The organism is Hymenobacter sp. AT01-02 (assembly GCF_000961955.2).
In the GTDB taxonomy this organism is placed as follows: Bacteria; Bacteroidota; Bacteroidia; order Cytophagales; family Hymenobacteraceae; genus Hymenobacter; species Hymenobacter mucosus.
The window spans coordinates 24693-37414 of record NZ_JZIR02000041.1 but is presented as its reverse complement, the minus strand read 5'-3'; the positions used below and the strand labels follow the sequence as shown (position 1 = coordinate 37414).

The 12722-nt window shown below is 57.7% G+C and carries 10 protein-coding genes and 1 pseudogene; 9 read left to right on the top strand and 2 right to left on the bottom strand.

What is annotated here, in order from left to right:
• Positions 1-1235: DEAD/DEAH box helicase (locus VI25_RS14020; RefSeq protein ID WP_055562587.1), on the bottom strand; the 1235-nt coding region annotated here is incomplete at its 3' end.
• 215 nt (positions 1236-1450) lie between these two features.
• On the opposite strand from VI25_RS14020, the gene VI25_RS14015 reads away from it, so the two are divergent.
• Complete coding sequence (locus tag VI25_RS14015) at positions 1451-1966, top strand: NUDIX domain-containing protein (protein ID WP_045690066.1); 516 nt, start codon at positions 1451-1453, stop codon at positions 1964-1966.
• Between the two features lie 141 nt (positions 1967-2107).
• Here the strand turns inward: VI25_RS14015 and VI25_RS14010 are convergent, their stop codons facing one another.
• Positions 2108-2668 carry a hypothetical protein gene (locus tag VI25_RS14010; RefSeq protein WP_045690065.1) on the bottom strand — a complete coding sequence of 187 codons (561 nt, stop codon included), beginning with the start codon at positions 2666-2668 and terminating at the stop codon, positions 2108-2110.
• A gap of 703 nt (positions 2669-3371) precedes the next feature.
• Between VI25_RS14010 and VI25_RS14005 the strand changes: the two genes are divergently transcribed.
• From VI25_RS14005 to VI25_RS13970, 8 genes and pseudogenes are all read left to right on the top strand, one after another.
• Positions 3372-4427 carry an SRPBCC family protein gene (locus tag VI25_RS14005; protein ID WP_045690064.1) on the top strand — a complete coding sequence of 352 codons (1056 nt, stop codon included), beginning with the start codon at positions 3372-3374 and terminating at the stop codon, positions 4425-4427.
• Positions 4420-5217, top strand: coding sequence for a class I SAM-dependent methyltransferase (locus tag VI25_RS14000; protein ID WP_055562585.1), 798 nt, complete (start codon positions 4420-4422; stop codon positions 5215-5217). Before VI25_RS14005 ends, VI25_RS14000 begins: the two co-directional genes overlap by 8 nt.
• A 289-nt stretch (positions 5218-5506) precedes the next feature.
• A complete protein-coding gene (locus VI25_RS13990; protein WP_236705063.1) occupies positions 5507-6643 on the top strand; it encodes a 3' terminal RNA ribose 2'-O-methyltransferase Hen1 in 1137 nt (378 codons plus the stop codon).
• Positions 6637-6945: a hypothetical protein gene (locus VI25_RS26985; protein WP_236705062.1), complete on the top strand. Its 309-nt coding sequence runs from the start codon at positions 6637-6639 to the stop codon at positions 6943-6945. The genes VI25_RS13990 and VI25_RS26985 overlap by 7 nt, the downstream gene beginning before the upstream one ends.
• Positions 6946-7052: 107 nt before the next feature.
• Positions 7053-8306 carry a hypothetical protein gene (locus VI25_RS13985; protein ID WP_055562583.1) on the top strand — a complete coding sequence of 418 codons (1254 nt, stop codon included), beginning with the start codon at positions 7053-7055 and terminating at the stop codon, positions 8304-8306.
• 2 nt (positions 8307-8308) lie between these two features.
• Positions 8309-9037 (top strand): OmpA family protein, encoded by a 729-nt coding sequence (locus VI25_RS13980; protein ID WP_055562582.1) that lies wholly within the window; start codon positions 8309-8311, stop codon positions 9035-9037.
• A 178-nt stretch (positions 9038-9215) separates the two neighbouring features.
• Positions 9216-11818, top strand: a pseudogene (locus VI25_RS13975) (polynucleotide kinase-phosphatase).
• A gap of 66 nt (positions 11819-11884) precedes the next feature.
• Positions 11885-12673 carry an NIPSNAP family protein gene (locus VI25_RS13970; RefSeq protein WP_072144826.1) on the top strand — a complete coding sequence of 263 codons (789 nt, stop codon included), beginning with the start codon at positions 11885-11887 and terminating at the stop codon, positions 12671-12673.
• The last annotated feature ends 49 nt before the right edge of the window (positions 12674-12722 follow it).

Sequence of the window (12722 nt, the reverse complement as noted above, 5' to 3'; positions counted from 1 at the left end):
GGCCCCCGGCCTGGGCGCGGTGGGCGCCCAGCAGGACCTTTCGGGCGCTGAATGGGCGCGCCACCTGATAGCGGTACGGGAGCCACGTTGGCAGAGAAAAAGGGATGTTCGGCAACCACTGGTATCTGCCGACGAATCAACTTTTGAATATCCTGTAGGTAGGCGCGCTCTTCCTCGTCACAGAAAGACAAAGCCGTACCGTTAGCCCCGGCCCGGCCTGTGCGCCCAATACGGTGCACGTAGGTTTCGGGCTCGTTGGGGATTTCGTAGTTAATAACGTGAGTTAGCTCATCCACGTCAATGCCCCGCGCCGCAATGTCGGTGGCAACCAGTACGCGCGTGGTACCAGCCTTGAAATTCGTTAGCGCCCGCTGGCGGTGGTTCTGAGATTTGTTGCCGTGAATAGCTTCGGCCGGAATTTCAGCCTTTGCAAGTGTCTTCACTACTTTGTCAGCGCCGTGCTTGGTGCGCGTGAACACTAGTACCCGGCGGATGTTCTTGTCGGCCAGCACGTGCTCCAACAACGCCGGCTTGTCAGACTTCTCCACCATGTACACTGCCTGGGTTACCGTTTCCGCGGTGCTCGACACCGGCGTAACGGCCACCTTAACCGGGTTTGGCTTAAGAATGGTATCGGCCAAGTCCTGAATTTGACCGGGCATGGTGGCGGAGAAAAACAGCGTTTGGCGCGAAACCGGTAGCTTGGGTAGTAGCCGCTTGATGTCGTGAATGAAGCCCATGTCGAGCATTCGGTCAGCCTCATCCAGCACGAATACTTCTAGGTGCCGTAGGTCAACGAAGCCCTGATTCATCAAATCAAGTAGGCGACCCGGCGTAGCAATGATTATTTCTACGCCCCGCTTGAGGGTGTGCACTTGAGGAGCTTGCCCCACGCCCCCAAAAATAACGGTGCGCCGAAGCTTGGGCAGGTGGCGGCCGTAGTTGGCAAAGCTCTCCCCGATTTGTATGGCTAACTCGCGGGTTGGCGTGAGCACGAGGCAGCGAATACGGCCGGGAGCATGGCGCTCAACCTGGGCCGTTTGGTGCAGGATCTGTAGAATTGGAACGGTGAAGGCGGCAGTCTTGCCGGTGCCCGTTTGGGCTACTCCCAGGAGGTCGTGGCCTTCCAGCACTTGCGGAATGGCCTGCTCTTGAATGGGAGTGGGGGTGGTGTACCCTTCCTCGTGCAAGGCACGCAGGATAGGGTCAATCAGGTTTAGTTCGTCGAACGACATCAAGAGAAAAAAAGCGGCCGCCCCGCAACGGCGAGAATGGCACGGGAGATAGATGAGCCCGCAAAGGTCGGGTTTTTATACGGAGTGCGGGCGCGACTAGCAAAAAGGATACTTCGCTGGCGGCAGTTCGGCCAAAAATGCTCCGCTCTTTCCAACACTACCCCGCCCATTTTCCGTTTACTTATTCAACACAAATCTTACAAAACTCCTCTATTATGCATATCACTGACCGCAAAATTGCCTACGATGGTCACTACAAGCTTAGCCAGTTGGCGGTGCAAGATGGCGACAAGGTTCTGCAGCGGGAACGGTTTGAACCCGGTACGGCGGTAGCAGCGCTGGTTTGGAACACGACTACGCAGCAGTATATCCTGACCCGTCAATACCGGGTGGGGCCCGAAGACGAGTTGCTAGAAATAGCAGCCGGCATGGTCGATGGGGAAGAAGGCCCGGAAGCCGCCATTCGCCGCGAGGTTTATGAGGAGTTGGGCTACGATGTAGACCGCCTAGAGCAGATTGCCCGCATTTATCCTTCGCCCGGTACCAGCGCTGAGGTGATTACCATTTTCTATGCCGAGGTCAGCCGCCAGCCGGGAGAAGGAGGGGGACTAGCAGAGGAAAACGAGAAGATTGAAATCCTCACGTTCTCTCCAGAAGAGTTGAAGCAGGCCCGCCTTGCAGACGCCAAAACGCTAGTCGCAGCGCAATGGGTGCAGCTGCATAAACGGTAGGTCTGGCGGCTCCGCCCTGCCTTGGCTACTTGCTTACGTATACAGCACCAGTGAAAACTCAGGCACTCCCAATAAAGCAATGCCGCCGCACCCGTAAGGCGCGGCGGCATTGCTTTATTGAAACACTAGAAGCTACCGCTTTTACTGCGCTTTGATAATGTATTCAAAGTTCTGCTTGGTCTTCGCATCGTTGATCGTCAGCGTGACATCCTGGGGGCCTTCTACTTTGGTGAAAGGCACGGTGCGCTTGCTCATGTATAGGTCGCGGTTCCAGAAGCGACCTTGGCCGCCGGGCAGTTCTGCCATGTTCAGCACTTCCTTGCCGTCCTTGTTCTTGGCCACGAGGCTCAAGTAGGCGGGGTCAGCGTTGGCCGCTCCCCGGCGATACATTGTGACCGTGAGCTGTCCCCCGGCCGGCAATTGCTGGAAACGGCGCTGGTAGGTAGTGTCTGCCCAGTTATTCATTCGCTTCAGCTCATTGATTTCCGTGAGTAGCTCGGCGTAGGGGCGGTACGCTACGCGGGTCACGCAAGCATCTACCTCCGCATCCTCGTCGGTGTTCTTGGTTACATTGAGTACGTAGGGGCTCTCTTCGTCTTTCTTGGGGAAAGTATATTTCTTGCGTGGCTTGCCGGGCATGTACTGCGCCGAAGAAGCCAGTGCGCCGAGCATCAGAACTGAAAGGAGGATAAGTTTTTTCATAAAAGCAGTAAGCAACTCAGGGGGGATTTCGATGGGTGCAAAGATAGGAAACGAATAGGCGGCAGCTAGTGCATTTCGGCCAACAACGTGCCAAACTTGACTAGTGAGAGGATAGTGTCGTTCAGGAGAGTAGGGTTGAGTAGTAGAAGGCTATATCAAACGACGCGTTTTGATTACAATATGAATGCTAGGTGTATTGATATTGTGCAAAATAATATCATAATGACCTTATTAGGCAGAGCACTATGGCCCTAGAAATCGATATTAGTTAAATGAAAATAGGGCGGGGCATAATTTTGATGCGATACACTGTATGTCCAAATGGTTTTAAATTAGTCGAATTGTGTAATGGGCTGGGTAGTACATATAATCCAAATGTTTATAGGCCACTAACTTCCTGTTGTGTGGCCGAGAGCCCGCTACTTGCAATAACTCCACCACAGTTAAGAATGCGTGTACAATCAGCTATAAGCACCCGCAAATCAGTCTAGTAGGCTTTGATGGAAGTAGTAAGGGTTTGGCCTATGCTAGGCGCCATGTGATGACCTAGCATCGAAGGGGTAAATAATAATGTTCAAACTTTCAATATTTATTGAAATTAAGAATACATTTGGGCCTGGCTTTTCCGTCAATCCCACTCGTCGCAAGCCCGAACTTTAATAGTGCCAGTGCCCCACGCATTTACCCTTATTTCTACAATCTTATGTCTGCCGACCCTCTCAAACCATTTGCCGATCCATCCTCTAATGATCTGCCCCCCGCTGAACACCCTCCCCGCCAGCCGCGGGTTGTGTCGGCCACTAAAAGCGCTATTATAGCAGTAGTTGGGGCCGGCGCAGTGGGAGCGTTGTTGATGGCCCTTTCCACGCAGCGCTACCAAGCTTACGGCTGGAGCCTATTTATAGTCTCGCCTATTATCTGCGGGCTGGTAGCCTCTATTCTATACAATATGGATCGGTCACGCGAGCAGGCGCGCATCTTTCCTCCGGCGCTGGCAGTCGTTACTACCTTGGCTTTGATTTGCACGATGGGCTTGCTGATCATGGGGGGTATAGAAGGGTTTATTTGTGTAGTAATGGCATTCCCGGTTGGGCTGGTAATGGCGCTGATTGGGGCCGGAATGGGAGAAGCCATCTTGGTTCTAGTTGGGACTGACTCTCGGCGACAGGTGCCGGTGTTGGCGGCCGTGGTATTGGTGTACCCGGCGTTACAGTCCTATGAATGCCGAACGGCAGCTCCGCCGCTACCCCATGAAGTTGTGACGCGCCGCGTGGTAAAGGCTAGCCCTGCCCGGGTGTGGGCGGCGCTCTTGCAGCCAGTGCACTACCCCGCCCGGGTAGGAATACTGTTCCGGGCGGGAGTGGTTTACCCCACCAAGACGGCCCTGCGCACTACGCCAACGGGCCAACGGGAACTTACCGTGGCCTATTCCGGCAACGCGGTGACCAACCTACCAATTACGCAGTGGGTGCCGGAGCGAGAACTGCAGTTTGCTGTGCCCAACACGCCAGCGCCCATGAAGGAATTGAGTCCTTATCCGCAGATTCACGCCCCGCACTTGCATGGCTACTTCCGGGTAGAGACGGGCACGTTTCGTTTGCAGCCCTTGCCCGGCGGACGCACCCTATTGGAAGCCCGCACCGTCTACCAACACAGCATTGGCCCCCGTCGCTACTGGCAGCTCTGGAGCGACTACCTACTGAACGACATGCATGATCGGGTATTGGTCACCATTCAGCAGCAAGCCGAACATGAGTGAGAATCCATTGCTAGTAGCCGTAGGAGAGGAAACGCAGGTCTCTGTTACGGCCGGAATTCCCCAGACCCTAGGCGCCTATCCGGAAGAGGATGGTGGCTCCATGCCCAATCTGTTTGATTGCCTCGCCAGCACTTATCATTTGCAATCGATACTTTCTGGGGGGCTTACTGAACGGTGGCGCCGGCAAATGGTGGCGCGCCTACCCCTCCAAGCTGGGCAGAAAGTAGTAGACTTGATGACTGGTACCGGGGAGTTGTGGACCCTACTACTGCCGCAGCTAGGTGAAAATGGACGAGTCCGCGCCGTGGATTTCTCAGCCCGTATGCTGGCAGGGGCCGCTCGCCACCGAGACACCCTACCAAACCCTGAGCGCATAAGTCTGCACGCCGCTAATGCCTGTAGCAGCGGCCTAGCCTCCGCAACAGCCGATGTGGTTGTAAGTGCATTTGGTTTGAAAACCCTGCCCACAACCGACTACCCCGCCTTAGCCGCGGAGATTATGCGGTTGCTGGCACCGGGTGGTACGGTGGCCCTGCTTGAATTAACGGTGCCCGCTAGGGGCTGGCGCCGGGCGTTCTGCCTTGGGTATCTGCGGAGCTGCAACTATTTATTGCGCCTGCTCGGAGGGCCAATTTTGGCGCACACGCACTTGCTACATTTCGCCAGTGAATTTTCTGCGCTCGACAAGGTAGCAAGTGCGTGCCGCGCGGCGGGTCTGCGCCATGTTCGTATCGAACAACTGACCTTCGGACTGGCATCCATACTACTAGCTGAACGCGATGAACAGTAGAAATAGTATTTGCTCAAATGCATAAAATACAACATGTTTATAGTTATACAAATGATAATAATATCTATAAAACATATGTATAAAATCAGGTTGTTTTATGCTGATAATTAAGAACTTGCCCATTAATCCAAAAGGTGTATTATTACTCTTTTGGTTATCTACTTTGATATGAATTGTCATTGGATCATTCACCGTATCTAGGGTCAGAAAAATTGCAAACTCGTATCTTGCCGCGGCCTACGGCTGAATAGCTGCGGTGCCGTGTGCTATTTGCGTTGCTATACTTCAGATGCTGCTTACCATCACTACTACTCACCAGCCAGCCACCGACCTCGGCTACTTGCTGCATAAAAATCCAGCTCGCCTTCAGACGTTGGAAGTAGCCGCCGGACAGGCGCATATTTTTTACCCTGAGGCCACCGCTGAGCGCTGCACTGTGGCGTTGCTGCTCGACGTAGACCCGATTGGGCTTGTGCGTAACCACCGTGGGCCAGCTGGCGAAGGATTTGCCTTGGAGCAGTACGTCAACGACCGGCCCTACGTGGCCTCGTCTTTCTTTAGTGCTGCCCTGTCGAAGGCGTTTAACACGGCCATGAATGGTACTTGTAAGGACCGGCCTGAATTACCCGAGCAGTTGCTTCCGCTGGAAGCTACCGTAGCCGTAATTCCTGCCACCAGTGCCGAACAGCTCGGGTCCTTATTTTCCCCTCTGGGGTACACCGTGGAAACGGAGGCGCACCCCCTCGACCCCACCGTACCGGAGTGGGGCAACAGCCGCTACTATACGCTGCGCCTGCGCCATACTGGCCTGCGCTTGCGCGATATGCTCAGCCACCTGTACGTGCTGATTCCTGTGCTAGACCGGGGCGACAAGCACTATTGGGTTAACCGGGAGGAAGCTGAGAAGCTTCTGCGCCGAGGTGGGGAGTGGTTGCCTCAGCATCCCGCTCGGGAATTTATTACTCGCCGCTACCTACGGTTTGCGGAGTATGTAAACCCAACCTTGGAGCGCCTACTAGCCGGTGATGAGGCGGCAACAGATGATCTTCCAATTCCTGCTGAAGCGGAGGCTGACACCACGGCTGGCCCGCTGTCGTTGCCAGAAGCTGCTGCTGGGCCTGCCGAAAGGCTGAGCCTGCATGATTTGCGCCTCGACCGGGTAGCGGAGGAAATCAGTCGTCTTGGCGCCAAGCGAGTGCTAGACCTGGGGTGCGGGGAAGGCAAGCTGGTCCGGCGCCTACTGAAGGCTGCGCACATCGAGCACATCTTGGCTCTGGATGTATCGTGGCGGGAGCTGGAGCGGGCCCAGCAGCGCCTACACGTAGCTGAAATGCCCCCGCGCCAGCGCGAGCGATTGACACTCACCCAGGGCTCCGTGCTCTACCACGACCCGCGCCTAGCTGGCTACGATGCCGCTGCGTGGTAGAAGTTATCGAGCACCTGGATGAAAGTCGCCTGACGGCTTTTGAGCAGGTAGTGTTTGCCCGCGCCCGCCCCGGTGCCGTCCTCGTTACTACCCCCAATGCCGACTATAACCAGCGCTACGAAACTCTTTCCGCCGGCGAGTATCGCCACGAGGACCACCGCTTCGAGTGGACGCGAGCTCAGTTTGCGGAGTGGGCAGCTGGTGTGGCTGGCCGGCATGGCTACCGCGTGCGGATAGAGCCGTTGGGGCCGGAGGTGGCGGAAGTGGGGGCGCCTTCCCAGTTGGCCGTATTTGAGCAGTAAACGCTGGGTATATCTACTACTTTCCTCGGGTAGGCAGGGGAGTAGTAGTGAGAAGGAGCTGCTGCCTTTTATATTTAAGGCAGTTTCCTTTGCTCACTAGTTTGCTTATGAAGGTTTTGCTGACGCTGGCGTTACTGCTTTGCTGGCTGAAGCTGTCCGCGCAGGAGCCGGCGCGCGTATACGCCGATACGGCGGCGCATTACCAGCTCATGTACCTCAGCTCTTGGCGGCGCCTCCCAACCAATGAGTTAGGAGAAGTGGTTTTCTCCACCGCCGCAACGCCTTCCCCCGTCACCGTCACTATTCGGCGCCTTGCGCTGCCTGCTCCGCCTCCCAAGCTTGGTGGCGTGCTTTTGCGCAACCATCAGGATTCCGTGTGGCATCAGATTCAGCGCCTTCCGCACTCGCAGGTAGTTTATCTAATGCAGCACGACGCGGGCAGCCAGCAGGAAGTGCAGTACCAGTACACCTACGCTGCTTCGCCCGCCCCGGCGCCCCGCACCCGCGTGGTTGGGCGCCGGATCTGGCGCCAGGGCGTTGCAGTTGCGCTGGAGTACCGGGCCGCTACCGTCCAGGATGCCCGCTACCTGGCGGAAGGGGAGAAACTGCTGGAGTCGTTCCGGTTCGTGAGCACGGCACCCCGCGTTCAGCAGCCGGCTGCCTCGTCGTCATCATGCGATGAGAAGATGTACGCCATTGCTGCCCTGCGCTCCGATAACGCTATTTGGGAAGACGACTGCCAAACCATCCACGAGTTTTCGGCGGCGAACCTATCGGCCCGACCCAAGGTGCACTGGCGCGTGCTGCCGTTTCAGTCCTACGCCTTGGCCAAGGGCTTCGACAACTGCCTGTATTCCGTCACCAAATCGCCAACTAATACTCCTGAGCGGGTGTACCGCTACAATCCCGCTACCAGAAAGGGCGAATACACCCCGTGGCGCCTACCGGCCCAAGGTCTTGAAAACGTGTGGATTTCGGCGGCCACCGATGTGCAAGGGAGCTTGTACTTCATGACCTCCGACGCGAGCAAGCTGGTGAAGGTGAATCCCGTTGACGGAGCCGTAACCACGCTCTGGACCACGGACCCCCTACGGCAAGCACCCTTTTATTCCACCATTGGCTTTACCGGCGCCGGCACCCACGGCAACTTCTGCCTCGACGAAAACCGCACCCTCTATCAGGTGTACAGTACCGACGGCTCGGTGATGCGCGTGAACCTGGATACCCGCCAGCCGGTTCCCGCCCTAACTACCTTCACGGGCCTCCCGGAACGGGGCGGCTACAGCGACTTACTATTTCAGACCGATGGAGCGGGGCGCCGCTGGCTGTACATGGCGGGCCCCAAAGCCTCTACCGAGTAGACATGCGCCGGGGCGAGGCCGAGTTGGTTCGGCGCGGTATTTACACTGATTTGGCCGGCTGCGCATTGCTGCGGCCGGCTTCTTCGGGAGCCGAAGTAGCCGCCGTATCTGCGCCGCCACCCCCACCTACTACTGGTACCTGGCGGGGTAGAATCCTGGACGCCGTTACGCTTCAGCCCTTACCCCAAGCGAAGCTGCGCCTAGGGCCGGCCGGTGCCGAAACCACGGTTCTCACCACGGCCCAGGGAGTATTTTCGTTTCTGGTAGACCCCGGCCGCGCCGTGGCCGCCCATCTGCAACTGGCCGGCTATCTGCCTCTGGATAGCACTTACCACCCGCGCCGTGGCCCCTACGTGCAGGATATTCTACTGCAACCCCTTGCTGTGGGTACGACCCTGGGGCTCGACAAAGTGCAGTTTGAGCAGGGAAGCTCCCGGCTGCTGTCAACGTCGTATCCCGCCCTGCGAAGACTACTAAAGCTGCTGCTAGAAACTCCCAGCCTCACTATTGAGCTGCGCGGCCACACCGACAACGTGGGCCCCGCGGAGAAAAATGTGCAGCTTAGCGAGCGGCGCGTAGCCACCGTGAAATCCTACCTCGTGCACCACGGCGTAGCCGAAGCCCGCATCACGGGCCTGGGCCTAGGTGGTGCCGAGCCCCGCGCCAGCAACGACCGGGAAGCCACCCGCCAGCTCAACCGACGAGTCGAGTACCGAGTGACGGGAAGGTAGCAGAACCTAAAATGACCCTCAGCGAATTACAGATCGTAAACTTGTGGTGCTAGGTTGGCAAGAGTCTATATTCTCCGTACGTAAGCGTGTTAAATGGCTTACCTACCGTTACCCAATATGCAGTAGTGGGTAATTGTGCCTAATCTTACGCCTGCTACTAGATATTCTCAACCACGTAATGCCCCATTATACCTCCCTTAAACTCCCCGAACTCTCCCTGGTGCTGCTCATTGGTACCTCGGGGGCGGGGAAGAGTACGTTTGCCCGTCGCTTATTTCAGGCTACCGAAATTGTGTCGTCGGACCAGTGCCGGGCCCTAGTGGCTGACGATGAGAACGACCAGTCGCTACGCCGGATGCCTTTGCCCTACTACACTATATGGTGGGGCTGCGTCTTAAGCGGGGCCTCTTGACGGTGGTAGATGCCACCAATGTGCAGCCTGAGGCTCGTAAAACGCTTGTGCAGCTGGCCCGCGACTACCACGTGCTGCCCACGGCCATTATCCTCGACGTGCCCGACCGCGTAGCTGAGGACCGCAACCGGGCCCGCGCCGAGCGCCAGCACCTGGGCCGCCACGTAGTACCTCAGCAGCGCCAGCAACTGCGCCGCAGCCTCAAATTCCTGAAGCAGGAAGGCTTCCGCCATATCTACCACCTGCACGGGCCGGAAGAGATTGACGCCGTGCAAACCATCGTGCGCGACCCGCTCTACAGCAACCGCAAGCAAGACACTGGCCCCTTTGACATCATTGGCGACGTGCACGGCTGCTACGACGAACTGCTGGCGCTGCTCACCCAGTTGGGCTACGTGGTGCACACCAACCCTACGGAGGATGTCCGCGACCTGGGCGTGCACGTAACGGCGCCAGCCGGCCGGCGTGCCCTGTTTCTGGGCGACCTGGTAGACCGGGGGCCCGCCTCGCCGCAAGTACTGCGCCTGGTGATGAGCATGGTGCAGGGCGGCCAAGCGCTATGCGTACCCGGCAACCACGACATTAAGCTATTGCGCTACCTCAACGGCAAGCAGGTAGCCGAAAAGCACGGCTTTGCAGAAACGGTAGCTCAGCTGGCTACTGAGTCGGAGGCGTTCAAGAGCCAGGTGCGTCAGTTTCTGGACGGGCTAGTGAGCCACTACGTGCTAGATGGCGGTAAGCTGGTGGTGGCCCACGCTGGCATGCGCGAAGAGATGCAGGGCCGGGGCTCGGGTGCCGTGCGCGCCTTTGCCCTGTTTGGGGAGACGACGGGCGAAATCGACGAATTTGGCCTGCCCGTGCGCTACAACTGGGCTTCAGAATACCGAGGGCGCGCGATGGTGGTGTACGGCCACACACCCGTACCAGACCCCGAATGGCTCAACAACACCATTGATATTGATACGGGCTGCGTGTTTGGAGGCCACCTCACGGCCCTGCGCTACCCCGAGCGGGAACTGGTGGCCGTGCCCGCCGCCCAGGTGTACTGCGAGCCGGTACGTCCGCTTCGTCCGGCCGAAGTAGCCGCCGATGTAGCCCAACTTTCGGCCCAGCAGCAGCACGACGACCTGCTGGACATCCGCGACGTGACGGGCAAGCAAATCATTAAAACGCGGCTGTTACCCTCCGTTACCATTCGGGAAGAGAATGCGGCGGCGGCGTTGGAAGTGATGTCGCGCTTTGCCCTGAACCCGAAGTGGCTGCTCTACTTGCCACCGACCATGAGCCCTTCAGAAACTTCGGCGCTGCCCGATTTGCTGGAGCATCCCGCCGAAGCCTTCGACTACTTCCGCCGCCAGGGCCAAGAGCGAGTGGTGTGCGAGGAAAAGCACATGGGTAGCCGCGTGGTAATAGTGCTGGCCCGGGATGAAGAAGCCGCACGTCGTCGTTTTGGAGTAGTGGGCGAGGGGCCGGGCCGGTGCTACACCCGTACCGGCCGCAACTTCTTCACCGATGCCACGCTGGAGTTGGCTTTTCTCACGCGCCTGCAAAATGCCCTCACCACGGCTGGGTTCTGGGAGAAATTCCATACTGATTGGCTATGCCTTGATGCCGAACTGTTGCCCTGGTCGGCTAAGGCCCAGGAACTGGTCAAGAACCAGTACGCGGCCGTTGCAGCCGCTGCTACGGCCGCCTTACCCGAAGCCGTGGCCGTGCTCAGCCAAGCCACCACCCGCGGCCTCGATGGAGTAGAGGCGTTGCTCGCACGCACCACTGCCCGCCAAACGGCCGCTGAGCACTACGCTGAAGCCTACCGTCGCTACTGCTGGCCTGTGGAAAGCCTCTCTGACCTGCGCTTGGCTCCTTTCCACCTCTTGGCTACCGAGGGGCATACCTACTTCGACAAGGACCACGCCTGGCATATGGAAACCCTGCGTGCTATCTGCTTGGCCGACGAAGAACTACTGCGCGCCACGCCCTACCGCGTGGTTCACCTCCAAGACATTGCCGACGTAGAAGCTGCTACCCAGTGGTGGACTGACCTCACGGCGGCCGGCGGCGAAGGCATGGTAGTAAAGCCCTACGACTTCATCCCCAGTGGCCGCCAGCATTTGGTGCAGCCGGCCCTCAAATGCCGCGGCCGCGAGTACCTGCGCATTATCTACGGCCCCGACTACCTGCTGCCTGGCAACCTGGAGCGCCTGCGCGAACGGGCCGTCAAGTCTAAGCGTAACCTGGCCCTGCGCGAATTTGCCCTCGGCGTAGAAGGCCTGGAGCGCTTCGTGGCAGGAGCCCCGCTGCGGGAGGTGCACCAGTGCGTATTTGGCGTGCTGGCGCTGGAGAGCGAGGCCGTGGACCCGCGGTTATGAGTAGTAGGGCTGCGCTTACCTAATCTAATTTTCTTTCGGCTCATTCAGCCTTTTTACTTGCTAGCTATGAAACCGCTTCACTTTCTGATTTTTACAGTTCTTTTGCTCCTGGGAATGGGCAGGGGAAACGCGGCCAGTACTGCCCTCGCGGCGCGTCCTGCCTACCTGGAGCTCAAGGTGTACCACCTTAAAACCAGCCGGCAGGAGGCCGTAATTGATAGTTTCTTACAGAACCAATATATGCCCGCACTGCGCACCGCCGGCATTACTAAAATTGGTGTGTTCAAGCCCATCGGCAACGACACGGCCGCTGATCGAAGAATCTATGTGTTGACCCCATATTCGTCCTTGAAGCAATGGGAAAAAGTGGGCCAGGAAACCACTGCGAAACTGCTGGCTACTGGGGGGGGCTACGTGAATGCGGCCCATACTAATTCGGCTTATAGCCGCCTAGAAACCGTTTTCATCAAACCCTTTGAGCAAATGACAGACCTAGTGGCCCCGCAGCTCGAGGCACCCAAAAACGAACGGGTGTATGAATTGCGGAGCTACGAGGGCGCCAGCGAGAAAATCTTCCGCAACAAAGTGCAGATGTTCAACGCCGGTGGGGAAATCAAGCTGTTCTCCCGCCTGGGCTTCAATGCCATCTTCTATGGGGAGGTGCTCTTCGGCTCGAAAATGCCAAACCTGCTATACATGACCTCGTTTGCGAACATGCAAGCGCGGGAAGCTCACTGGAAATCCTTCGGCAACGACCCCGAGTGGAAGAAACTGTCCAGCCTGCCCGAGTACCAGAACAATGTGTCGCACATCGACATCATGTTTCTGCGCCCAACGGGGTATTCGGGGCTTTAGTGCCTCTCCCCGTAGCATCGCCAATGAAGGAGTTTACCGTCGGCTTCCG